General features: G+C 42.3%; 20 protein-coding genes. 6 read left to right on the top strand and 14 right to left on the bottom strand.

The features are described from left to right. Positions 1-302: 302 nt before the first annotated feature. The gene (locus HWQ23_RS11185; RefSeq protein WP_292827822.1) at positions 303-620 is read right to left on the bottom strand and encodes a DUF2605 domain-containing protein; all 318 of its coding nucleotides are present in this window, start codon (positions 618-620) and stop codon (positions 303-305) included. A gap of 411 nt (positions 621-1,031) precedes the next feature. Here HWQ23_RS11185 and thrS point away from each other — a divergent pair, with 411 nt between their 5' ends. The 3 genes from thrS to HWQ23_RS11170 all read left to right on the top strand — a co-directional run bounded on the left by thrS (position 1,032) and on the right by HWQ23_RS11170 (position 3,721). After that, entirely contained in the window at positions 1,032-2,915 is a 1,884-nt protein-coding gene (gene thrS / locus HWQ23_RS11180) for a threonine--tRNA ligase (protein WP_292827820.1), read from the top strand. A gap of 66 nt (positions 2,916-2,981) precedes the next feature. Continuing rightward, a complete protein-coding gene (locus HWQ23_RS11175) occupies positions 2,982-3,398 on the top strand; it encodes a XisH family protein (RefSeq protein WP_292827818.1) in 417 nt (138 codons plus the stop codon). Beyond that, positions 3,386-3,721 (top strand): XisI protein, encoded by a 336-nt coding sequence (locus HWQ23_RS11170; RefSeq protein ID WP_292827816.1) that lies wholly within the window; start codon positions 3,386-3,388, stop codon positions 3,719-3,721. Before HWQ23_RS11175 ends, HWQ23_RS11170 begins: the two co-directional genes overlap by 13 nt. Before the next feature lie 442 nt (positions 3,722-4,163). On the opposite strand, the gene HWQ23_RS11165 is transcribed toward HWQ23_RS11170, so the two are convergent. The 3 genes from HWQ23_RS11165 to aqpZ all read right to left on the bottom strand — a co-directional run bounded on the left by HWQ23_RS11165 (position 4,164) and on the right by aqpZ (position 8,156). After that, complete coding sequence (locus HWQ23_RS11165; protein ID WP_292827813.1) at positions 4,164-4,502, bottom strand: hypothetical protein; 339 nt, start codon at positions 4,500-4,502, stop codon at positions 4,164-4,166. 243 nt (positions 4,503-4,745) lie between these two features. Next, positions 4,746-7,271 carry an AAA-type ATPase lid domain-containing protein gene (locus HWQ23_RS11160; protein WP_292827810.1) on the bottom strand — a complete coding sequence of 842 codons (2,526 nt, stop codon included), beginning with the start codon at positions 7,269-7,271 and terminating at the stop codon, positions 4,746-4,748. Between the two features lie 186 nt (positions 7,272-7,457). Further along, positions 7,458-8,156 (bottom strand): aquaporin Z, encoded by a 699-nt coding sequence (gene aqpZ / locus HWQ23_RS11155; RefSeq protein ID WP_292827807.1) that lies wholly within the window; start codon positions 8,154-8,156, stop codon positions 7,458-7,460. A gap of 266 nt (positions 8,157-8,422) precedes the next feature. Here aqpZ and HWQ23_RS11150 point away from each other — a divergent pair, with 266 nt between their 5' ends. Further along, on the top strand, positions 8,423-9,058 hold the full coding sequence (locus tag HWQ23_RS11150; protein WP_292827804.1) for a transaldolase family protein: 636 nt from the start codon (positions 8,423-8,425) through the stop codon (positions 9,056-9,058). Between the two features lie 561 nt (positions 9,059-9,619). Here the strand turns inward: HWQ23_RS11150 and modA are convergent. Beyond that, positions 9,620-10,522: a molybdate ABC transporter substrate-binding protein gene (modA, locus tag HWQ23_RS11145; RefSeq protein ID WP_292827801.1), complete on the bottom strand. Its 903-nt coding sequence runs from the start codon at positions 10,520-10,522 to the stop codon at positions 9,620-9,622. A 459-nt stretch (positions 10,523-10,981) separates the two neighbouring features. On the opposite strand from modA, the gene HWQ23_RS11140 reads away from it, so the two are divergent. Then, a complete protein-coding gene (locus HWQ23_RS11140; RefSeq protein WP_292827798.1) occupies positions 10,982-11,704 on the top strand; it encodes an IS4/Tn5 family transposase DNA-binding protein in 723 nt (240 codons plus the stop codon). Between the two features lie 12 nt (positions 11,705-11,716). On the opposite strand, the gene HWQ23_RS11135 is transcribed toward HWQ23_RS11140, so the two are convergent. The 9 genes from HWQ23_RS11135 to HWQ23_RS11095 form a co-directional block, all read right to left on the bottom strand. Further along, a complete protein-coding gene (locus HWQ23_RS11135; RefSeq protein ID WP_292827796.1) occupies positions 11,717-11,998 on the bottom strand; it encodes an MFS transporter in 282 nt (93 codons plus the stop codon). Positions 11,999-12,126: 128 nt separating this feature from the next. Continuing rightward, positions 12,127-12,867, bottom strand: coding sequence for an SDR family oxidoreductase (locus tag HWQ23_RS11130; RefSeq protein ID WP_292827793.1), 741 nt, complete (start codon positions 12,865-12,867; stop codon positions 12,127-12,129). A 391-nt stretch (positions 12,868-13,258) separates the two neighbouring features. Beyond that, positions 13,259-13,726 (bottom strand): hypothetical protein, encoded by a 468-nt coding sequence (locus HWQ23_RS11125; RefSeq protein WP_292827791.1) that lies wholly within the window; start codon positions 13,724-13,726, stop codon positions 13,259-13,261. A 510-nt stretch (positions 13,727-14,236) separates the two neighbouring features. Then, positions 14,237-15,553: an efflux RND transporter periplasmic adaptor subunit gene (locus tag HWQ23_RS11120; protein ID WP_292827788.1), complete on the bottom strand. Its 1,317-nt coding sequence runs from the start codon at positions 15,551-15,553 to the stop codon at positions 14,237-14,239. A gap of 270 nt (positions 15,554-15,823) precedes the next feature. Further along, positions 15,824-16,078 (bottom strand): hypothetical protein, encoded by a 255-nt coding sequence (locus tag HWQ23_RS11115; RefSeq protein ID WP_292827785.1) that lies wholly within the window; start codon positions 16,076-16,078, stop codon positions 15,824-15,826. Positions 16,079-16,142: 64 nt separating this feature from the next. Next, positions 16,143-18,221: a glycoside hydrolase family 10-like protein gene (locus HWQ23_RS11110; protein ID WP_292827782.1), complete on the bottom strand. Its 2,079-nt coding sequence runs from the start codon at positions 18,219-18,221 to the stop codon at positions 16,143-16,145. Between the two features lie 12 nt (positions 18,222-18,233). Further along, positions 18,234-18,386, bottom strand: coding sequence for a hypothetical protein (locus tag HWQ23_RS11105; protein WP_292827779.1), 153 nt, complete (start codon positions 18,384-18,386; stop codon positions 18,234-18,236). Between the two features lie 22 nt (positions 18,387-18,408). After that, the gene (locus HWQ23_RS11100; RefSeq protein WP_292827776.1) at positions 18,409-18,981 is read right to left on the bottom strand and encodes an HdeD family acid-resistance protein; all 573 of its coding nucleotides are present in this window, start codon (positions 18,979-18,981) and stop codon (positions 18,409-18,411) included. A gap of 520 nt (positions 18,982-19,501) precedes the next feature. Then, complete coding sequence (locus HWQ23_RS11095; RefSeq protein ID WP_292827773.1) at positions 19,502-19,897, bottom strand: hypothetical protein; 396 nt, start codon at positions 19,895-19,897, stop codon at positions 19,502-19,504. Positions 19,898-20,919: 1,022 nt separating this feature from the next. On the opposite strand from HWQ23_RS11095, the gene HWQ23_RS11090 reads away from it, so the two are divergent. Next, complete coding sequence (locus HWQ23_RS11090; protein WP_292827770.1) at positions 20,920-23,667, top strand: zinc-dependent metalloprotease; 2,748 nt, start codon at positions 20,920-20,922, stop codon at positions 23,665-23,667. Positions 23,668-23,721 lie beyond the last annotated feature (54 nt).

Genomic DNA, 23,721 nt, shown 5'->3' with positions numbered 1-23,721 from the left:
GGCAGCAATTTTTAAAACTTTATTTTGTAACGCTTTGCTTCGCCGATACTGTGGCTCACAGTTAAGACGAGTAGTTGACGCACTCTTTGTGGGCTATTTATATGGAGCTATTTGTCAACCGTTATTTTACTTACGGTAACATAGGATACATTATTTTGTTAGCCCAAATAATGTTAAGCAATTGTTAAGAATTTTCTACTATCTCTTTAACGATTGTTTTACCGTCTTGCGTAGACGCAAACCTGTTTGTCATTAGACATCGCTAAGTAGTCTGCTGAAATTTAGCAGATGCTCGCAGCTGCTTAGACTTCACGCCCTTGACGAAAGCGCATTGCGACATTCCAACATTCTGTTACTAATTCATGCCAAGGCATTAACGTTGCCATTTCAATCCCGACTTGTTTATCAGTAGCAGCAAACAGCATCTTCACCGTGTTTAGTTCATCCTGTGCTTGCTTAACCCGCCAGAGCAAGTCAGATTGCTCTTGGTGACTCATAAATGATAGTTGCTCAGTTTCGAGTAAATGGCGCGATCGCCTAAACCATTGCTGAAAATCTTCCAGCAGGGGTTCTAAAACCGTTTTCAGCAACTCAGTTCCTGGTAAATTCGAGTCTGACATAAATTAAAAGCATATTTCAAACTTGCTTACTAATATTAACGTTATTTATCTTTCTTAACATTTTTCTAATTTCTCTCATAATTCTCAGGATGTAAAAATATGTAACAAAGAACACATAATTCATTATAAAGTCTTGATATCGGGTTTATACACTGCCTTTGGAGAGGCGTCTATAGGTATATCTGACACCGAGTTGCTAAATTAAGATAATTTAGCGATGTCTACGACGGGCGTAGATGCAGCACCGAATCCTGAAATTGACACTCAGGTAAGCAATAAAAAATTTATCTTTATCCCCGATTAAAAATTAATCCAGTAGTGGGAACATGAAGCCTACAGGGCAAAAATCAAAGTCGTTATAGTTGAATAAGCCTACAAATAGATAAATCACCTTTTGTAATCACTTCGCCAATGGTTCAGCAGCCAATGTCGCTAAAATCATCGAATCAGTCAGAACACTCAGAACAGCCAGAACAAGTTGAAAAAATTTATTTACCGCGTACCAGCGAATCGGAGAACTTAAAAAAGATTCGCCACACTGCTTCCCATGTAATGGCAATGGCAGTACAAAAGCTGTTCCCCAAGGCGCAAGTTACAATCGGCCCTTGGATTGAAAACGGTTTTTACTATGACTTCGACAATCCAGAACCATTTAGTGAAAATGATCTCAAAGCCATCAAGAAAGAGATGGCAAAGATTATTAATCGCAAGTTGGCAGTTATTCAAGAAGAAGTCAGCCGCGAAGAAGCCGAACGCCGGATTCAGGGAATTAACGAACCTTACAAGCTAGAAATCCTGGCAGATATTAAAGAGGAACCAATTACGATTTACCACCTGGGGAATGAATGGTGGGATTTGTGTGGGGGGCCTCATCTGGAAAATACCAGTGAATTAAATCCGAAGGCAATTGAACTAGAAAGCGTTGCTGGCGCTTATTGGCGTGGGGATGAAACTAAAGCCCAATTACAACGCATCTACGCCACCGCTTGGGAAAGTCCAGAACAACTCGCTGAATATAAGCGACGCAAAGAAGAAGCACTACGGCGAGATCACCGAAAACTAGGTAAGGAACTGGGATTATTTATATTTTCTGATCTAGTCGGGCCGGGTTTACCTTTGTGGACACCCAAAGGCACTCTGTTACGGAGTACTTTAGAAGACTTCCTCAAGCAAGAACAGTTAAAACGGGGTTATTTATCTGTAGTAACGCCTCACATTGCCAGAGTAGATTTATTTAAAACCTCTGGCCACTGGCAGAAATATAAAGAAGATATGTTCCCTTTAATGGCAGATAACTCCGAAGCTGCTGCACAGGAACAGGGCTTCGTCATGAAGCCGATGAACTGCCCCTTCCACATCCAAATATATAAGAGTGAGTTACGCTCTTATCGGGAACTACCGATGCGCTTGGCGGAATTTGGTACTGTTTACCGCTACGAACAATCAGGGGAATTGGGCGGTTTAACGCGGGTGCGTGGTTTTACTGTGGATGATTCTCACCTGTTCGTCACCCCAGAACAGCTAGATAGCGAATTCCTGAGTGTGGTGGATTTGATTTTGTCGGTGTTTAATAGTCTGCAACTGAAGAACTTTAAAGCTAGACTCAGTTTCCGCGATCCAGCTAGTGATAAGTACATCGGTTCTGATGAAGTTTGGGACAAAGCCGAAGGTGCAATTCGCCGTGCAGTTGAAACCTTGGGGATGGAACACTTTGAAGGTATTGGAGAAGCGGCTTTTTATGGCCCCAAACTTGACTTTATCTTTAGTGATGCCCTAGATCGGGAGTGGCAATTAGGAACTGTGCAGGTAGATTACAATTTGCCAGAACGCTTTGATTTGGAGTACGTTGCCGAAGATGGTGTTCGCAAACGCCCAGTGATGATTCACCGTGCGCCTTTTGGTTCACTGGAAAGGTTGATTGGGATCTTAATTGAAGAATATGCAGGTGATTTCCCTTTGTGGTTAGCGCCGGTGCAAGCTAGATTACTGCCAGTGGGTGATACACAGCTAGACTTTGCTAAAAATGTGGTGGCGAAGATGAGAACGTTGGGCATCCGTGCAGAAGTTGATACTAGTGGCGATCGCTTGGGTAAACAGATTCGGAATGCAGAGAAAGAAAAAATACCCGTGATGGCAGTGGTGGGAGCTAAGGAAGTGGAAACCAACACCTTGAGTATCCGTACCCGCGCTTCTGGAGACTTAGGTAGTATTTCTGTAGATCAAGTTTTGGATAAATTACAAGAAGCGATCGCTAACTTTGATAACTTTCACATCGATGTCACAAGCGCAGATTAACTTCAAATAGCAAACAGTCGGCTGGGTAATGCCCAGCCTCAAAAATTAACTGAAAAATCACAATTAATGCCAGCCAAAGACATTTATCATGATTGTGTGAAAAATGCACTCATCAAAGATGGGTGGAAGATTACGGATGATCCCCTTAGCCTCAAAATTGGTAAGAAGGATATATTTATTGATTTAGCAGCCGAGAAACTGTTAGCCGCAGAAAAACAGGGAAAGAAGATTGCTGTAGAAGTAAAAAGTTTTATCGGCATATCGGAAGTAGAAGACCTTAAAAATGCCCTTGGTCAGTACATATTGTACGAAAAAGTTCTCCGACGAATTGAATCAAAAATAATTCTTTATTTAGCAATTCGTGACACAGTATTTATCAAAATTTTTACAGAAGAAATTGGCAAAATTTTATTAGAAGACAATACTTTAAAATTGATTGTATTCGACTCACAAGAAGAGGTGATTACCAAATGGATAAACTAGAGCTTTACCGGAATGTAATCCGCAATATACTTGGAGTATATCTCAATATTTCCTATGCAAATGCTAATATCCGTAATCGAGCGGCATTTGACTCAGAAAATGATCAATATCTAATTATTTCCGAGGGCTGGGACGATAAACAACACCTGCATAGCTGTTTAATTCATGTCGAAATAATTGACAGTAAAGTTTGGATTCAGTCCGATAATACCGAAAATGGTATTGCGAATGAACTCGTTCAAGCAGGTATCCCTAAAGAAGATATTGTTTTAGGATTTCACGAACCTAACGTGAGAAAACATACGGGATTTGCTGTTGCTTAGAAATTCAATTTAAATTTTAAAACCTAACCGCAGACGCATACCAATTGTGATTAGTGTGCGTTTTGTCTAGTAGGGGCACAGAAAAAGCTCATTGGTGTCAACTTAAGCTGAAAGTAGCTTAACTGAAGGCTTGACTCACCCGCCTGGAACTAATTAGAAGAATTAGAAAATCTCGGTGAAGCATTGTTGGATTTTCAGGCGATGCCGAAGGCGGTAAACTACGCGGATTTAGAAACCTGGTTTAGTAGATTAGACATAGGAGTAAAAATAACGTAGATACAATTTATAAATTATGCCTACCAAGGATTTCGGGCAACGCATAATTAATTTCACTCCTATGTCTATTAGATGAATTTTTCCATTTGAGCCAATGTCTGATGGCGCTAGGGGAAAAAATAGTTTCAGAAGAACGAAAGCGAGTTGAGCTTGTCAGATTGCCACATTAAAGTTCAATTAACTTGAAGCCCCAAGGTTTGAGAGCCGCTAAAGCTATTTCTTCATTTACACCCTCATAAGCCTCCCATTCCAACGGGTGTTCTTTAGGATGTCCGTCACCGACATTACCTGCAACTTTGATGATCGGACAGTTGGCGATGCGATCGCGCTCTAACCCTTTTGGAATTGCTAGCTCGATTTTGTGACCGACAAACTTCGCTGTACTATCATTAGCTACAGATTCACGGATTAAACAAATATCACCAGCAGTCCCCCAAGTAGTTTGGTAAATGTGGAGAAACGATATATAGGTTGCTGGTTTGATGGATCTTTTTAGAACGTGCATTATCTGTAATCCTTACACTATGAGGGAAAAATCATAAATCATATGAGTATTTTGTATCACCTTCGTAGGGAAGAATGTTTTTAACTCACATTTTGCATCTAAGCCAGGCGATTATAAATTCCTCGTTCCTAGTCAGAGACTAGGAATGCCTAGAATCAGGTGCTTCCCACACAAGTGGCAGCAGCCCAATAAAGAGCATTTCCAGGTTGAACCTGGAAACGATATGAGGTTTTGGGTAATTCGTTAAAACACGATAATCGCCCACAGACTAACTCCCAACCCAATGGCTGCTAGGTGTTGCGGTATGAGCGATCGCACTGGTTGCTTTGCAATCTTTTGCGTTAATAATATAGTCAGCAACACTGAGAAAATTATCGTTGCACCTTGCAAAAAGGCAATCACAGCCGGATGAGCAACCAATATTGGCAATTGTTCACCACTCAAACCAAGAGTAGCAAAGGTAACTGGTAAAATCCGCCCGCCTTCGCCTAAGCCCAAACGTAGATAGTGAGCCAAGTTGCCCCCCAAAACTAATGGTAGGTAGCCATAGGCAAGTTCTACAAATGATCGAGGCTTACGGTTAAAGTTGAACACTTGCAGCAAGCCATAAGCCGCAAAGGTAAAACCTGCTGGGATAATTAACACTAGCAGCGATAATCCCAAGTGCTGCCAAAACTGAGTTAAATCCAGTTGTAACCCCAACCAAGATCGCAATTCTGGCAAGCGATGCAGATATATACCACCCAACAGCAAAAACAATAATGCTACTTCATAGGTACGGGGTACATGAGTTGTCCACAGTTCTATACCAGGGGGGCGCAAGTTGAATTCGACGGAACGATGCGGACAGGCTTTGAGACAAGTCATGCACAGTACACAATCTCTGTTATCTTCTAACTGCGCTGGGTGCGAATATAAAGGACATCCATTGGTTTCCATCCCTTCGCCCTTTTGCGGGCCACCTTTATAACACTGATACGTGGTGCAACTGGCAGAACAAATACCTTGCTGTGCCCGGAGTTCCGTCATTGAGAGTTTGGCAAATAAACCATTCATCCCGCCGATGGGGCAGAGATAGCGACACCAAAACCGTCGCTCAAAAATGGCGGAGAAAATCATCGCCCCGGCGGTAATTAAGAGCAGCAAACAAGCGCTGAGGTAGGCAGTATTTTCTAAATGCCAGAGTTCTTCCCATAAGAAAATTAGGGTGAACAAACCAAACATGAACCATCCGCCCCATTTCTCAGCTTGCTGTCTGGGCCAGCGCTTGAGTTTTCGAGGCCACAGCCAGAGAGAGAGCTTTTGGGTAATTTCCCCGTAAATCATGAAGGGACAAACAGAACACCAGATACGTCCCAAAAAGGGAAAGAGAAATAAGAAGAAAGGCCACCACCAAGCCCAAAATAGATTTAAGACGAAATTGCGATCGCGGGTTTGAGGGCCAATAAATAACACCGCAACAATAATCGCAAAAGCCGTTGCAGTAAAACCATAGTTAATGCGATCGGGCCACCAGGGACTACGCAAAAACTGCCGCAAACGAGGATAGGAATTTAACAGATTCACCCGAAATCGTTTTTTCTTCGTTTCGGCTGGCCAGAAAATTTCTTCTGTTAATTCATTAGCACCCTCCGCTTGCACGATCGCTCTTTCTACGAGATTTTTTAATTCCTTGAGATTGCCAGGAAAATCATAAGACTGTAGGCGACGTAAAGCTTCTGGGGTAATGTGCGGTTTCGGAACGCCTCTAGCCCGAATGTAGAGACTAGTATAATATTCAACCTGTGCCTGAACATCGGCTTTCCGCACTCGTAGCGGCGGTACTTTAATAATGTGACCGATACAGCGTTCAATTGTCGGCTGAGTTTTTTCTGAAACAATCAGAATTCTGGCTCTACTGGGGCGAGATTCAGGTGCTGGTTCTCCAGAACGACTAACGGGGGTATATGTACCCGTTTTCAGCAACTGTGCCACAGAAGGTAATAATTCTTCGGGCAATTCTTGGATGTTGTTGAGAACCAGAGTACCTTCTCCCAACCATTCCAACAATCCTGGTTTCCCGCCAGCGCGACCGAATAAATCTGCACCGCTCGTTTGGAGAATACCGCAATTTACTTTAATAATTGGTTGTCGCCGTTTTGGAGAACCAAAATGGATCAGGGCTGCTATATTGTCTTTTTCTAACCCTGGTTCTCCAAAAATATCCACTGATTTGCGATCAGCCGCCGCTTCTCGAATTTGCTCCCGCAGACGCACAGCATAGCGACTTGTACCGACAATACCGCGTTGCGCCTTGGTGACTAAATATGGTCGCAAAGCTACGGAACGTTCTTGTTCATAGCCAAGTGCAGATGTAGCCTGAGCTAATTCTTGAGCCAATTGACGCGAAAAAGCCTGAGCAATTTCCGGGTATTGGGTGACTAATTCCCGAAATTTATCACCAGGCACAACCCACAAATGACATTCGGTTACCGTAGTAATTGTGAATGGAGTTAATTCATCCAACAGCAATTCTTTGAGTTCAATCACTGCACCGGGAAGGAATCCACAAGCTAACGCTGGGTTGGTTTCATTGGTGCTATTGCTTTCGAGTTGACCTTCTTGGAGAATATAAAGGGCTTCTGGACGACTGCCTTCGCTAACTAAGTCAGTTTTGGCACTCACTACTTGTTCTTCAATTACTTGAGCGATCGCATTTAACACCTCAGATGAGAGAATTCCTAAACTCGTCCGTTCTTTTAGCCATGTAACCGTTTCTGGAGATGTCATATTAAGTTCTCCGTGTAGGCTGCTGTATAAGAAGATTATCGCTTGAAAGCCACGTCACGTTGCTTCTGTGCGAATTCAAAATTCACGCATTCACGCATTCGGGACTGACAAATAAAAAAATACTCAACTACTTCTTGTGGGGTGGGCGACACGAGCGCTCACGCCTCAGTAAAGTTGTGAGTAGTATTAGATGTCTGGTTCTTGCAGCCATCGGGCGACCATACCCGCCAAAACTCCACCTAAAATGGGGAAGACGATGAAAATCCAAAGGTCAGCCAATGCCCAATCTTGAGTAAAGAGAGCTGTGGCTAGCGATCGCACGGGATTGACGCTAGCATTAGTCACCGGAATCAGGATAAGATGCGCCAAGGTAAGCCCTAAGCCTATGGGGATGGGTGCAGACTGCTTGAGGGCGGGAGAAGATGTTACGCTCAAGATCAGCAGCACAAAGCCACAGGTAACAGTCAATTCGGCTAATGCACAAGCCCACCAGCTATAGTTACCAGGGGAGTGAATTCCTACTCCATTAGAACCAAAGTTGGCTGTTGTAAACTCAGGCTTACCCATGCAAATCAAAAATAGGATAGTAGTCCCCCAAATTGCGCCGAGAACCTGACTTCCTATATATGGCAAAACGTCTCGGAAAGAAAATTGCTTGGCTACCCAAAAACCAATTGTGACTGCGGGGTTGAGATGACATCCACTGATAGAACCAAAAGTATAGGCAGCAGTCAACAAACTTAAGCCAAAAGCGATCGCCACCCCAGTAACTCCAACCCAAGGTACTGTACCAGAGATAACCGCAGTACCCACGCCCATCAGAACCAACCAAGCTGTACCTAGAGCTTCCGCAAAACATCGTTTTGCTAACGAGTAACGATTCATGAGATAATGCCATAACTGGCTAGACGTGATTGATATTTGTACACATTAGCCCAATGACACTAAGATAAATACTCGCTTCTGGATTATTAAGTAGAAAAATTACAGCGCTTTTCATTTCCATAAACTACAAACCAGATGGTAAGGACATAACATTGCTGTGCCCTTACAGCCAACAATCATTCTATCCAATTAAAAACTGTTGTAACTTATCACGAATCATATACAGCTATTGCATATTAATATCGAGAAATTGATCGGGAGAAATTATGGCAATTTATCTAGACTCAGCGATCGCATCTGAAGCTGAAGTTGTTAAACTTTGGGGATGGGTGAAAGGCATTACAACAAATCCTACGCTGTTGTCTCAAAGCGATACGTCACCAGAAACCACGCTCAAAAAATTGCTTACCTTGACAAATGGCCCGTTATACTATCAACTTGTGGCATCTGATAAAACCGGGATGCTAGCTGAAGGTAGAAAAGCTTTTGAGATTATTGGTTCACAAACAATTTTGAAGATTCCCGCAACACCGTTAGGTTTTGAAGTGGTGGCGAGTCTATCACCAGAAATTACCTGTTCGGTGACAGCGATTTACAGTGCAGCACAGGCAGCAGTAGCACGGGAAGCAGGAGCTAAAATTGCCATAGCTTATATAAATCGCGCTACGCGGTTGTTAGGTGATGGTATTACTTTGGTACGGGATATGGCTAGCGTACTCAAAGGCAGTGATACTGAAATCTTGGCAGCTAGTATCAAATCGCCAGAAGAAGCAGCCGCTTCATTGCAAGCCGAGGCGAATCATTTGACTTTACCACTGGCAATGTTGCAGGCGATCGCAACTCACGAATTCTCACAGAAAACTGTTGAAGAATTCGCTAAAGGAGGTATCGGCTTAAGATAATTCGTAATTAATAATTGAATATAGGATTCCCCACTCCCCACTCCCCACTCCCCACTCCCTGACTACGCAAAGAAGTTCAGAAATCAAATCGGATTGCTATATGAGTTTGTCAGATATGCCTAATCTCTGGGTTCCTTTAGCACTTTTAGGTTTAATTGTTATAGCTGCTGTATTTTTCAGCCGCAGCAGTTGATATTCAAGTATTACAGTGAAGGTGGAGGTTCAATTTTATGTTCGCTGTTGTCACACCAGAGAAAATTCATTTACCCCAGGCACGGTAGTAAGCCTACTGGGAAGTTGGCAGCTTTTTAGAGGGACTTAACGGGAAAAGTCAACTTTATTAGTAATAATGTAGTAACAATTACACATTTTTATTCATTGCTTCAGTTGTCAAACCATAAATCCAAAATTCCACAAGATTGCTTCACGGCTCATAGTGTGTATTAAATAAATCCCACCTAACCATGAGACACAAGAGCAAAAAAAACCCAGATTATACCTGGGTTGATTCCTATTTGCAGTTGTGAGTTGAATTTTGATTGAGAATACAGCCAAAAACCTTTAATTCACTACTGATTTAGCTTTGGCTTTTGCTTTTACCTTTCGCTTCATCATAAGGCCGACTATACCTACTGCTATTGAGCCACTAGTAGTCATAGGTTCGGGGATAGTAGAGAATCCAAATCCCTGAAACACGGGTGACGCTAGAGGGCTGCCCAGAAAGGAGTTGAAGTCCCTAGCTGCGTCTAGGTTTTGAGTTTGTTGGAGTACAGCAGAGCCATAAACAATCGGAGAGTAAGCGTTGATCGGCGGAGTGTATGCAATTTTGACTTTATCAAGTGCTGTTAGAGCGTCTGTGGTGTAAACAACGCCCGCATCTATACTATCATTAGTGGCGCTTGACACTTTATCTAGTACATCACGCACACTCGATCCGAAGACAAGTTTGGGTTGGATTTGCTGCGATATCCCGGATTTGGTAAATAATTCCTGGGCGAATACTCCTGCTGGAACAACCGTAGGATCACCAATAGCCACTTGACGCACCTGTGGCTGTAATAGGTCTTGAACGCTTGATATAGATATGGTTGAATTTATAGGCGTGATTATAGCCAAGGTGTTGTTTAGTACGTTTTGCCTGGTTCCTGCTATTAGTTTGTTGGCATTTTCCAGAGTATTTAACGGTGTTTGGGATACTGAGAAGAAGATATCTACTGGATTTGCTCCCGCTAGAATTTGATTAGCGAGAGTACCAGAAGCCCCGAAGGTATTGATAAAGGTGACGTTGGGGTTGCTTTGCCGGTAAAGTGCCTCAACCTGGGGTAGAGTGTCGGTCAAGCTGGCAGCAGCATAGATGTTAATCGGACCACTAAATGTGGCAGCTTGTGCTGGTTTAGCTTGGATTATACCAAAACCCAAAGCAATGCTAGCGGTAGCCAGTGCTAATTTGTACCTTTTCTTCATAAAATATTTACGTAGATTTAATGTGCGAGTTACTACAATTTTTGAAATTCCAAATCTTGCACCCAGCCTTGAAAGTTTGCTTTTCACTCCATCCAAAAGATAGGGTAAGAAGAAGTCATCGCTGGTAAGCAATCTTTGTTAGTTATGTATTTAAACCTACTTTAATGTCCAATCAATTACAACTAGTTTGAAAGCATCTTTATATAAAAAATACAGTCATCTATGTACTTATACTGGCATAAAACCGCTTCCAATACCAGGAAAGTAGGTTAATTCATCTGTACTATAGAGAAAATTTTGTATAAAGTTATTTTAAAAATATAATTTTTCGATTTAAAGAAGTATATGCATCTGACTTTTGACGGCAACTGTTCAAAAGCAATCTCTCAAACGGATTCTATATCAAGTATATTCACTGATAGTACAGTTGGGAAAATTGGGTGTTCAAGGAAACAAACAATGTCGCGCTGGTGGTCAAAAAATTTTGCTTTGTCTCAACTGGGCGATCGCAGACTAAATCGACAAGCCACAGAAATTGGTAAAATATTGAGTCAAGGATTTGGCGCAACTTACTTTCAAGTAAACAGAAAAGGAGTGCCTGGACAGATGGGAAAAGGAAGGTTAGAAGCATTCAGCGATGGGGTGATTGCCATCATCATCACCATTATGGTGCTGGAAATCAAAGTGCCGCATGGGTTCGATTTAGCCGCGCTGCGTCCGCTAATCCCGGTATTTCTGAGTTATGTGCTGAGTTTTATTTTTATCGGCATCTACTGGAACAATCACCATCACCTACTACAAGCAGTCCGGCACGTTAATGGGCGTATCCTTTGGGCTAATCTGCATTTGCTATTTTGGTTGTCGCTAATTCCCTTCGTCACTGGCTGGATGGGTGAGAATCACTTTGCCGCCTTGCCAGTTGCCCTTTATGGTACGGTGTTGTTGTTGGCTGCGATCGCATTCTTCATCCTTACCCGCGCCCTGATTTATCATCACGGTAACGATTCGACTCTAGCGATCGCAGTGGGTCGAAATTTCAAGGGAAAAATATCGGTGGTCTTTTATGCACTGGCAATTCCCCTTGCCTTTGTAAACTCATGGTTTGCCTGTATACTATACGTTTTGGTTGCAGTTATGTGGCTCATCCCCGACCGTCGCATTGAGAAGACTCTCACTCCCTAAACGAATTACGAATTACCTACAAGTGCAATACCTAAATACAAAAAATATTAGAACTGCAAAACTAGTCGCTGCATAAAATACGCTACTAATACCGCCAAAACCAAAGGCATAGCCCATCAACAACGGCCCTAATGTTTGCCCTAATCCATAGAATGTCCCGTTTACCGATATGATTGTTGCCAAATATTCTCTTGGTGCTAAATCTGCTAAAAGTGTTTGGATAGTAGGAAAACTAATACCAAGTCCAATACCAAAAATTGTACTAGGGATTAATAGTAACCAGATATTTGACACAATAGCAGTCTAATTTTCGCTTACCCTAACTAGATGAAAATGAAATAGCCCTGCGCTAACAGGACTAGTAATGCCCACGTTACTGGCTGAGGTTTAATATCGCATTCATCAGGAAAGCTTTGATCATCTCAGGCGATTCCACCGTTTACACGGATGTTTTGCCCAGTGATCCACCTGGCTTCGTCGCTAGCGAGAAATGCTACTACATCGGCGATTTCTTGCACATCTCCCAGCTTTCCAAAAGCAGCCATTTGGGCTAAACGGTCTATCTGTTCTGGTGTTTTGCCTTCTCGAAACAGTTCTGTATCGGTGGGGCCAGGAGAAATAGCATTAACTGCGATCGCCTTTGCACCCAATTCTTTAGCTAATACCCGTGTGATTTGTTCAACAGCACCCTTGGTTGCTACATAGGCACTATAAGTTGGCAGCATCATCACCGTAGTTGATGAGGAAAAGTTGATAATCCGTCCCCCTTCTGCCATGTGTTGCGCGGCTTGTTGACAAGCAAAAAAAGTGCCTTTGACATTAATCGCAAAAATCGTGTCAAAATCTTCTTCACTCACCTGATTAATTGGTTTATAGAAGGCGATTCCAGCATTATTGACCAAAATATCCACTTTACCGAAGCGTTCAAGTGTTTGCTCAAATAACCGTTTGATGTCGGGTATTTTGCTAATATCAGCTTGTACGGCGATCGCCTCTACTCCCAACTTTTCAATTTCCGCAACAACTTCCTGTGCTTTGCCTGCATTACCCGCATAATTAACGACAATAGATGCGCCGTTACCTGCTAATTTTAGTGCAATCGCTCGTCCAATTCCCCGCGATGCACCAGTGATAATTGCCACTTTTCCGGCTATTGATGCCATAGATTAATCTGGTTTTGTTTTGGTTCACTAAAGTGATTATCTGTTGTTAAAGTACTGTATTAAGGTTAAATTTAGCGATCGCTGCTAGAAGACAATACGGTTCGGATAAGACACGATCCCCCCAACCCCCCTTTTTAAGGGGGGCTAAAAATCGCTCTATTTCCCCCAATTTATTGGGGGACTAAGGGGGATATTTAGGGATTATGCACCTTAACCGAACCGTATTGTGAGTGTTGTTTGATCTAAACGCAATCGCCCTACCGAACTTGACAGAATTTAAGTGCTGATGATGCAGCTATTGTCTTGACCATAGTCTACAAACATCTTTTATAAGTTGTCTGTCTTCGTTAACCAAAAGCTCATCTGGTTGATCATATCTGCGTAGATTAAATTATTTTAAGAAGGGATTTTCTCGACTTATCCCGAATTGAAGATCGGCTGGATTTATCGGCAATTCACCCGGACATGTTGGTTCAGATAACAGTGTTCCATTAAATGTAAAAGTAGTGCCGTTAGAATTGAGAGCACTACCACTTATCGCCAGAGCTGGAACAAAGTCTCCTTGTACTACACCCTTAAGTGAGATACTTACTAATGGTGAAGGTGGTTTTGTGACTGCTTCCCAACTTGCCTGATCGTTACCAACGTTATAAGTAGCGTTTTGTCCAAGGAAGTGTAGGGTACTGTTGGGATCAAATTCAAAACAAGCAGTAAAATTATCTCCCAAACTCGAATTAACATTAACATTGTAGCTTTTGCCCTGGACTCCAGCTTGTACTGGCACAGCAAACAACATTATCTGTCCAAGTAAACAAGTTAAAACTAAACTATATTTAGATTGGATAATTTGCACTAACATAATTGTTTATCTCCTTTACATAATTAAGTAATTGCTTACCTTTACCCGTTAGTGACAGGTTAAGATAATTAACGATTTGTCAATAAGTAATGATGCTTAAAATTAAGTCATAATCGAGGTGGAAAACAGAAATTTCCAGCCTGTGATGCTTACAGTGGGCTACGCCTACGACGCATCCATGATATTTAAAATTATCGTTTATTCTTGTCCTTAAAGCTTAGTATAAAGCTTAATTAGATAGATACTCGATAGGATGGATAATTTACAGCATAATCACTATTGACAAAAAGAATTATACCTTAAACTTTCACCAATGCTCCCCTAAAAGGAGAAAGGTCAGAGCGATCGCGCCACAAACAGCGAATCTGCGAGCCTTCTCCCAACGCGAAGCGATCGCGACTGTGCGTAGCGTCACCCGTAGGGCTTGTCGTAAGACATCGCTATAGTTAACGCTCTTGGGTGGGCATTGGTAAAAGACAAGATTGAGGACTTGTGCCCCACTCCCCTTAATTAAGATTCTGGAACGATCGCAACGCCATCCCTGAGATTGAGCAACCCTGAGATAATAACTTTATCTTCTGGCTGTAATCCTTCAATAACTTGGTAATTATTACCTTTGATCTCGCCTAGCTTCACTCGCTTTTGCCGAGCTACTTGTTGGGATACACCTTGGGGAGATTTTTCGGTTTCAACTACATAAACAAAAGTGTCCCCAGCTATACGAGTCATTGCTGTTGTGGGGATTAAAACTCCGGGGCGCTGATTCCAGAACAATCTAGTCCTTACCAATTGATCTGCACGTAGCTGACCATTAGGGTTGTTAAAAAGTGCTTTAATCAGTATCCCTTGTGTTTCATTACTGGCATTAGGTGCAATAAAAAATACCCTACTTCTACCAAGCTTCTGACCTTGTGTGTTCATCACCTCCACTGGCATTCCCTTACGCAATAGGGTCCCTTGCTGTAGTGGCACAGAGATATTGACTTCTAAAGGCCGATTTTGCGTGATATTAACTAATTGTGTGGAAGTATTAACTAAATCACCTACTTTCACGGTGATGTTGCCAACTGCGCCAGCAAAGGGAGCGGTAATTCTGTCGTACTGGAGGTTCCCTTGTTGATTTGGAATATTTACATTACCTTGCTGTAAAGTTTTTTCAGCCTGCAATATGAGCGATCGTTGTGCTTGAATTCTAGAATCAATTGCATCAAGACTAGTCTTAGCAACGGCGAGCCGATCAGCAAACTGATTGCGAGTCTGTCGAGACACGGCTCCTTCCTCGGCTAGGGTGACAAACTTTTCGTAGTTCTGCTGGTACAATTGCACATTTGTAACGTAGGATGGCCGTTGTGCTTCCAGAGATTGGAGTGTAGCGCGAGCATTTGCCAGTTGCACTAAAAATGCTTGAGGCACAATATTGCTTGCATTTACACCTGCTTGTGGCGTAGAATCTACTTGGAGAATTGCTGCTCCTGCTGCGACTGGATCTCCCGATTTAACAAATATCTGGGTAACTTGTCCCTGAATTCTCGGCTGGAGCGTGACTGAGCGCTGGGATTTTAGGCTAGCAATAAAATCTGAACTTTCCTCAATTATGCCGCTTTGTACTGTCGATATTTTGACTCTTACCCCTTGAGGTTGAGCATTAACAATTGGAGGTGCTGAATTTTGCGGAGTGAGCAAACGCCAAACTATAGCTGTTACGCCCCCTAATAATAGTAGTGCAGGTAAAAATAACCAAAGCCACCGCCGTTTTCCAGAAGGTGGCTCAAATGAGTTTTGTGGAGGTTCGTCTCCAAAATCAGTTTGAGGCTCAGGGGATGTCATGGCTTTTGAGGAACTTAAGGAACAAGTTAACTAGAATTCTATTAAAATTTCATCTGTTGATATTGAAATTACTGATTTAGCATGAGGTTTTGGGGCAAATTATGTGTTACCCCATCCAAATATACAGTTTTGATAATTCTATCTAAATCTACCGAAAGGTGAATCCCTAATTTTCCATCCAGTGATCATTGACAAGCTTTGGTGATGCTGGCATATCGATGATTCCACCGCCCAAAGTCGGTGATCTGCCTGAATCAATATATAAATTAATCATACGGCTAGTCTTTTGGTCAGGCTTACTATTTTGGTTAATTTTGTATAATACTCAGCAGCTACAATCAGGTCAAAAGCTGCTGCCAGTGATATACCAGGATTGGTAGCAGTACGTTTGGCATTTTCCAAAGCTTGCTCAACCAAAATGGAGGTTAATGCTTCTTCATGAGGATTTACTTCCAGAGCTTTCACTCTTCCTAAAAGGTTGACTATCCAATCGGCTTTAACTGGTTCAGGTTGATTACTTTGCACTATTCTTTAAAGATGCGATGTCTACGACGGGCTGCCCCTACGCACTCATAGACAGCACTTTTATTCAACTAACTGTAATAACTGTTCCCACACTCTCATTCGCCAATCTATCTACCGCACACACGGCATAGGTTCCCGCTTGTTGGACAGTTGCGAAGGTTGTACCAGCAGACAAAATTCTCTGAATTGTCCAAGTATCGCCACTTTGCCGATAAAGTGTCCAAGAACGAACTGGCCGATTATCACCAGGCTGCCAACTCAGTTTGCGGTTATTTACTTGTAGTTCAATGGGGGGAGGGAGTGGTGTTGTATCCTGCCAAGACAAAATTGGCGGTAATGCAGGTTTGTTATAAAGCAGACTTTGGAATTTATCAGCAATGCCCTGACTATTTTCCCTCAAAACACTGAGATTAAAGAAGATATTCCCCAGTGACAACTGTCCAGCTTGGCTACGACTAATTTTCACCTGCTTTTCAATCTCATCAGTGTCCCGACTCTTGTTGCTTGGTTCTGTCAGATTGTTACCAGCGTAAATGTGTCTTTGCTTTGTATTTACCTGTGTCCACCACTTTAGCAACGCCGAATAACTTTGTTGTGGTTGATCTGTGCGCCAGTAAAGTTGAGGAGCAATATAATCAATCCAGCCTTGTTCTAACCATTTCTTCGAGTCAGCATACAGCACGTTGTAAGCATCCAACCCAGTAATCCCAGCAGGTTGTCCGGGGCGATAAATCCCAAAGGGACTAATACCAAATTTAACGTCGGGTTTGGTTGTTTTAATTCCCTGCCAGAGGCGTTGTACCATTTTGTTAACATTGTCCCGTCGCCAGTCGCCAAGGCTGAGTGTACCACCGGCTGACTTATATGCAGTGTAGGTTTTGTCATCGGGGAAAGACTGTCCCTCGATGGGATATGGATAGAAATAATCATCTAAGTGAATGCCATCAACATCGTAGCGCTTCACTACGTCGATAATTACGTTGTAAGCTCTGTCCTGAACTATTTTTAGTCCTGGGTCCATCCAGCGTTGAGTTTTCCACAAATAAACGCTTTCTGGATTGGTAGCTGCTATGTGGGGACGGACAGTTTTGGCTGAGTCGGTGGAAGTGCTAGCGCGGTAGGGATTAAACCAAGCATGAAGTTCAATATTGCGCTTGTGACATTCTGCGATCGCAAACGCTAAAGGATCATAAAATGGTTCTGGTGCTTGACCCTGAGTTCCTGTAATCCAAGCACTCCAAGGCTCTAATTTGGATTCATACAAAGCGTCTCCCTCTGGTCGCACCTGGAAGATGAGGGCATTGAAGTTTAGCGCTTGTAATTTACTAATAATCTCGCTGAGTTCGGCTTTTTGTTGGGCAACAGAAAGTCCCGCTTTGGAAGGCCAATCACCATTCCATACTGATACTACCCATGCCCCCCGGAACTCCCGGCTATGATTTACCCTAACGCTACCGACAGGTATCGGTGTGGGTGTCGGTGTGGGTGTCGGTGTGGGTATCGGTGTGGGTGTCGGTGTCGGTGTGGGTATTGGCGGCTGCACTAGGTAACTAGAGACAATTTTTTCTGCTTTACCTAAATACACCAAAGCTTGATAAATAATCACTGCCACATCTGCACGGGTGGCTGCGAGATTGGGATTGAGTAATTTCACATTTGGGAAACTAACCACCAATCCAGCCCTGGTGGCAATAGCTACGTGATTTATACCATACCCAGGAATCTGAATAGAATCTTGATAAATTTGTGGGAGTTGTGAGAGGAGGTCAGGTTTTACCTTGGTGGCAATTTCTAAGCCTGCTACCAAGGAAACGAAAACTTCTACTCTAGTAATTCGGTTAGCGGAACGGAAACTTTTATCAGGAAACCCGCTAATAAATCCTTTTTCGTAAGCTGCTTGAATGGCGGCTGCTGCCCAATAATTTGTGGATACATCAACAAAGGGGACATACTGCCGCTTCTTGGAAACTGTCCCAAATGCGTTGGCAATAATGGCGGCAAATTCAGCGCGGGTGAGTGAGTTGTCGGGGCGATAAGTGCCGTTAGGCAACCCACTGACAATACCACGTTGGGCTAAGGCTGTAATAAATAAGCGTGCCCAATGGTTTTGAATATCCGAGAAGGGAGTAGCAATAGATACCATTGTTGATTGCAGCTAGCTGGCCTTGATTTTGATTTCCTTAGTTAATTTAGCAATTTTGTTGGCGTAGGCGTAGCCAACCGTAGGCATCGCTGCTGCAATATCTGATAAACTTTGACTACTGAAGTTTGGGCATGGGGCATTGGGCATTGGTTTTTTCTGGCTCATTTCCCCACTCCCATCTATTAAGTTAAGTGGCTTTTGCAGTTTGGTCAGGAGGATTCGAGGTAGAACGCGCATTCAACGCCAGCATTACGCGGGAAACGCCGGTGAAAATAATGCTGACACCAACTAGTGTCCCAATCAGCCAGGGTGCATTGAAGGGCCACTGGAACCAAATCATTGCGCCTAAGACCAGGGTAATAATGCCATCACCTAGTATCCACGTCCAGTTCTCTTGCGGACGTAACCGGAATGCCAGAATTAACTCGAATGTACCTTCAGTCAGCAAAAAGGTGCCAAGCAACAGAGTTAGTGTCAGCACACCTGTAAAAGGATAAACAAACAGCATTATACCGGTTGCAATATATAGTCCGCTCAATAGAAGTTTCCAAATAAAACCGCCTCGATCGCGGGTTTGAGTGGCATAAACTAGTTTTGTAAATCCGGCGAAAATCAAAATCGCTGCAATCCAAGTTTCGGCGAATATGGTGCTGAAATTAGGCGCTGCGATCGCAATAACTCCCAAAATACTCAGCAGAACACCACTTAACAGCGCTCCATTAACATTTTTGTTAGTATCTCTAGAAATGTCGGTTGTCATAAAAATCTTTTCCCTATTCTTAGACTAAACTCTACATTTAGATTAGGGAATTTCTAGCTTACAAGGTATGAACCCTAAGATAGACTCATCAGTATTAATTTAATCCTGATCATGACTAACATTCACCAAGCACCTCGCGCCGAGGAAGCCCCTGAGTCTAGAACTTCTTTATGCCAAAGATATGCAAGCATTCCCCTAAACATTTGACATAGGTGTGAAAAAGTAGAGACGTAGCAGTGCTACGTCTCTACAAGGGTTCTGGGTAACGCATATTTAATTTCACGCCTATGTCTGTTTGGATGCAACAGGTAGTAGGGGCGCACAGCTAGCTATGCGCCCCTACTAATGGACTATATTTTATTTATGCAACTGAAAAAGGCTACAATCTTTCATCCGCAAGGGTAAGCGCGTTACCCAAGTATTATAAGAGTTCGGTGGTTAGACACCAGCATCCCTATTGTTACTCATTTCTTGGCGAAAAGTTCTTAGTACTTGCTGCCAATAGACTATGCTAACGCATTTAGCGCCGAACTTTATTAGAGATATCTTTGGCTGTCTCTGCCGCACTGTCCCCTACATCACTAGCAGTTTCCTGAGCACCATCTACGTACCCACCTCCAAATTCTTTAAAGGCTTCTGCTGACTGTTGTCCAATCTTCTGAAGTCTTTCACCAGGAGAACCTTCCGTTTCACGAGCGTCTTTCTTCCACTGCCCTATTGTTTTCGGTCTTTGAGCATCATTTTGCTCTACCTTTTCGCGAACTCTCTCGCCTAATCCTTTGTCATTTTCCCCATAACTAACATTCGTCGTCAGCACTAGAAAACCAACTAGGACAACAGCCAAAAAAGATTTTACCTGAAGTCCTTTAAGTAGGGAGCTGATCTGACCAATCGTCCTAGAAATCAAATTTATCATGGCAATTAGCTTGTTTTTTGAGTACAAATTAAAGATTAACTATAAAAAGGTAATTATCCTTCTAACAAAAGGCATATCTCAGTTATGAAAAATAAAGGGTTTTTGAATCTTGGGGAAGAGGTGGCTTGTTAAATACATGGATATTTGCAATTCGTCTATGGGCAAGAGCAACGAGCAATACTGGCTTTCTCTGGAGAGTTTGCATAACAAGCCAGAGATTTGCCACAGACTTACCACAAGCAAACTGGGATGGAGTTAAGTAGTTCTCAAATCAGGAGAATATTAAAGCGAAAAACTATAGCTATTATAAATATGGGACATAAGTAGAGCCGCTTAGATAAATATCATCTCGTACAGCCCTGGACTAGAAGACATTGCCAAACGTAATCTATTCGCTCTGCAATATTTACAGGACTTACGCATTGACAAGAAATACCAAATAGGTATAAATGAAAAACCACATCTTTCGTAGGGGTTTAGCAATGCTAAACCCCTACAGCATCGTCAATTTACGACCAAAGGATAATTAAGAAAAGCCTGAAACAACCTATTTTTGTTAACGCACATCATGATGAATTTGTACAGTGCGTAAGTACTAATTTAGTCACCCACGATATTTTTCATGTCTTACTTGATTTTGACACCACCAAAGCGGGAGAAATTGGTGTACTTGCTTATGCTACCGCACAAATTACCTTTATAAATCATATTTGAGATTGCTTAGGTTGCCAAATGTAGCACTAAATACATTTTTAATGCTACATTTGGTTTTTAATACAGATAGAACTTAAAAAAACATATATCTTTAGTTGTAGACAGTATCTACCTTTAGAGATAGATATTTTATGGGTAATTCCTAGAGAGCTACTAATAACAATCAATAGTTATACTTTTAGGCTAGAGGCAAAGTTTTGTCTGAGTGGACTTATACCCTAATCCCTAAATATTTGAGGGAGTTGCAGACAACAAATTAATCAGATTTTTCCTCAACAAGAGAACTGGTTCAGGTGGAAAGCCAAAGGATGAAATACTGGATAAGGAAATTAGCAATCTGTATAATATTAGTATTTTATAACTTATTAATAGGAACGAATTACGCAGCAGCAAACCAAGTTTCAAATATTGATGTGCAGCAATTAAATGCAATCCCAGTAGTTGAAAACTTAGCAATTGCTGAGAATAATCTTGCTAAGAGTAGAAAGGAAGATTTTTACCGAGTTAGTCAGAGAGTCAGAAGGATAGATAAACTAGAGGGACTCTTCAAACTTTATTGCAGTGATGATTCAGGTGAAATTTATTTAGAAATTAAACCAGAGCAGCTAAATAAAGACTACCTAGCTATAGTGACATTAGAATCGGGCATCGGGGAAAGTGGGATTTATAGTGGATTACCTCTTTCTGATTTTCTCTTCTACTTCCGACGAGTAAACAATAGATTACATTTTGTGGTGCGGAATGTGAAATTCCGTGCAGAAAGTAGACCAGAACAGCGAACGCTTGCTCGTTCATTTAGCGACTCTGTTCTTTATTCAGTCGAAATAGTCACGATTGATCCACGCAGTAAAAATATTATAATCAGCCTGAATGATTTGCTAATGCAGGATTTTCCTGGATTAACTCCTTTATTGAAATACTCTTTGCAGGCTGATTACCATTTGGAAGAAAGCAAGTCATATTTGGGTGATGTTAACAGCTTCCCAGAAAACGTAGAGATTGATTCTATTTACGGTTTTTCATCACCAGAAGGAGGAAATATAGTCACATTACCTGATAGCAGGGCACTCACTCTAAAGGTACACTACAGTTTTTCTCAGCTTAGAGAAAACAATGGTTATACTCCCAGACTTGCCGATGACAGAGTGGGATATTTTATTACTGCTTTTCAAGATTTATCTAATGCTCACGAATCATTTGTACGTTACATCAATCGTTGGCATCTGGAACCATCCGACCCTAATGCCCGCTTATCTCCACCCAAAAAGCCAATTGTGTTTTGGATTGAAAATGCTGTGCCACTAGAGTACCGCAATGCGATTCGTGGAGGTGTTTTGATGTGGAACAAAGCATTTGAGAAAGCCGGATTTCAAAATGCCATTGAAGTGCAGCAAATGCCAGATGATGCTGATTGGCAACCCGCAGATGTACACTACAACACTATTCGCTGGTTCAATTCTTTGGATGCAGGTTTTGCCAGAGGGCCAGTGCGCGTCAACCCATTCACTGGGGAAATATTGGATGCAGATATTATCGTCGATGCGAATATGGTGCTATCAATTCAGCAAGAATATCGCGCACAGATGGAAGCAAATTCATCTTTCATGGATGGACACTTTCCCCAACTGGCGAAAAACCCATGTCCAGGTAATTTATCTGCAATATTCTCGAAAGGTTTTAAGGCTTTTCCTCAGCAACATTTAGCAGACAACGATCTCTGCTATGGCATGGAGTCTTCATCTCAAGCAGCTATGGGGGCGCTGGCATTGTCAATTTTGGAAAACACTACACCCAGTAGTGAAACGATGAAGGAATATGTGCAGCAATATTTGCGTTCTCTGATCGCTCACGAAGTCGGACACACTCTCGGTTTGCGCCACAACTTTCATGGCAGCACCATGTTAGCACCCCAAGAATTAAATAATACTGAAATCACTCACACTAAAGGTTTAGTGGGTTCGGTGATGGACTATCTACCGGTGAATATAGCACCACAGGGAGTACAGCAAGGTGACTATTTTCCAGGAGTTGTTGGCCCCTACGACGAATGGGCAATTGAATATGGTTATAAAAGAAGCCCATCAGTAGCACTTGAAGGAATCATTCCAGAATCAGAAAAAAGTTTTTTGGAGCAGATTGCACTGGCGTCGCCTCAACCAGAATTATCTTATGCAACTGATGAAGATATCTGGGACATAAATCCTTTGGCAAATGTCTGGGATATGAGTAGTGATGTGCTAGTTTATTCGCAGTGGCAAATGGATAATGCCCGTTTTATGTGGCAGCGCCTTGACAAGCGTTATCTATCGAAAGGCGAAAGTTATAGTAACCTACGCCTCAGATTTAATAGAGTACTTAAATATTATTTTCGCAACGCCACTTTGCTTTCTAAATACATTGGTGGACAATCGTTTCGGCGTCTCCATGCTAGTGATGATGCTGCTTGGGCATTTGTACCAGTTTCACTTTTAAAACAACGTCAGGCATTGGCGAAGTTGCAAGAGTATGTATTTGCTGAGGATGCTTTCAGTTTTTCCCCACAATTACTCAATCAACTAGCACCGTCGCGCTGGGAACACTGGGGTAGTTCTGCACCTAACAACCGCCTTGATTATCCAATTCACGATCGCATTCTGAGTTTTCAAAGTGGGGTACTGCGATCGCTATTAGACAGCGATCGCCTCAATCGTTTACAAGATATAGAATTAAAAACCCAGCCTGGGCAAGCACTTTCCATTCCAGAACTGTTCGACACCCTGCAAACAGGCATCTGGACAGAAGTTTTCGCCCCAAAAGAACCAAAGCCAATTTCTAGCATCCGCCGTTCATTACAACGAGAACATCTGAATATTTTGTTAGAGATGATCTTAGGTACTACTGATACACCTGAAGATGGTCGTACATTAGCTTGGTATGAATTGTGCCAACTGCAAAAAGCCATTAGTGTCAGGCTCAAACAACTTAGTGCAAGCCTTGACATTTACACCCTAGCCCACTTAGAAGCTTCTGGCGATCGCATCACTAAAGCATTAAACGCACAGTTGATTTCTAAGTAGGAATAGGGAATAGGGAATAGGGAATAGGGAATAGGGAATAGGGAATAGGGAATA

The sequence above is a fragment of the Nostoc sp. JL33 genome (assembly GCF_017114985.1).
In the GTDB taxonomy this organism is placed as follows: Bacteria; Cyanobacteriota; Cyanobacteriia; order Cyanobacteriales; family Nostocaceae; genus Nostoc.
The sequence above is the reverse complement of the archived record's forward strand: the minus strand, read 5'-3'. Positions and strand labels throughout refer to the sequence as shown.

Coding starts and splice junctions, on each gene's coding strand:
- modA (WP_292827801.1), bottom strand. CDS start 10,522: ATGAAGAAAAGGTACAAATTAGCACTGGCTACCGCTAGCATTGCTTTG.
- HWQ23_RS11090 (WP_292827770.1), top strand. CDS start 20,920: ATGAAATACTGGATAAGGAAATTAGCAATCTGTATAATATTAGTATTT.
- HWQ23_RS11100 (WP_292827776.1), bottom strand. CDS start 18,981: ATGACAACCGACATTTCTAGAGATACTAACAAAAATGTTAATGGAGCG.
- HWQ23_RS11130 (WP_292827793.1), bottom strand. CDS start 12,867: ATGGCATCAATAGCCGGAAAAGTGGCAATTATCACTGGTGCATCGCGG.
- HWQ23_RS11095 (WP_292827773.1), bottom strand. CDS start 19,897: ATGATAAATTTGATTTCTAGGACGATTGGTCAGATCAGCTCCCTACTT.
- HWQ23_RS11160 (WP_292827810.1), bottom strand. CDS start 7,271: ATGACATCTCCAGAAACGGTTACATGGCTAAAAGAACGGACGAGTTTA.
- HWQ23_RS11120 (WP_292827788.1), bottom strand. CDS start 15,553: ATGACATCCCCTGAGCCTCAAACTGATTTTGGAGACGAACCTCCACAA.
- HWQ23_RS11150 (WP_292827804.1), top strand. CDS start 8,423: ATGGCAATTTATCTAGACTCAGCGATCGCATCTGAAGCTGAAGTTGTT.
- aqpZ (WP_292827807.1), bottom strand. CDS start 8,156: ATGAATCGTTACTCGTTAGCAAAACGATGTTTTGCGGAAGCTCTAGGT.
- HWQ23_RS11125 (WP_292827791.1), bottom strand. CDS start 13,726: ATGTTAGTGCAAATTATCCAATCTAAATATAGTTTAGTTTTAACTTGT.
- HWQ23_RS11165 (WP_292827813.1), bottom strand. CDS start 4,502: ATGCACGTTCTAAAAAGATCCATCAAACCAGCAACCTATATATCGTTT.
- HWQ23_RS11175 (WP_292827818.1), top strand. CDS start 2,982: ATGCCAGCCAAAGACATTTATCATGATTGTGTGAAAAATGCACTCATC.
- HWQ23_RS11110 (WP_292827782.1), bottom strand. CDS start 18,221: ATGGTATCTATTGCTACTCCCTTCTCGGATATTCAAAACCATTGGGCA.
- HWQ23_RS11170 (WP_292827816.1), top strand. CDS start 3,386: ATGGATAAACTAGAGCTTTACCGGAATGTAATCCGCAATATACTTGGA.
- HWQ23_RS11185 (WP_292827822.1), bottom strand. CDS start 620: ATGTCAGACTCGAATTTACCAGGAACTGAGTTGCTGAAAACGGTTTTA.
- thrS (WP_292827820.1), top strand. CDS start 1,032: ATGGTTCAGCAGCCAATGTCGCTAAAATCATCGAATCAGTCAGAACAC.
- HWQ23_RS11140 (WP_292827798.1), top strand. CDS start 10,982: ATGTCGCGCTGGTGGTCAAAAAATTTTGCTTTGTCTCAACTGGGCGAT.
- HWQ23_RS11105 (WP_292827779.1), bottom strand. CDS start 18,386: ATGAGCCAGAAAAAACCAATGCCCAATGCCCCATGCCCAAACTTCAGT.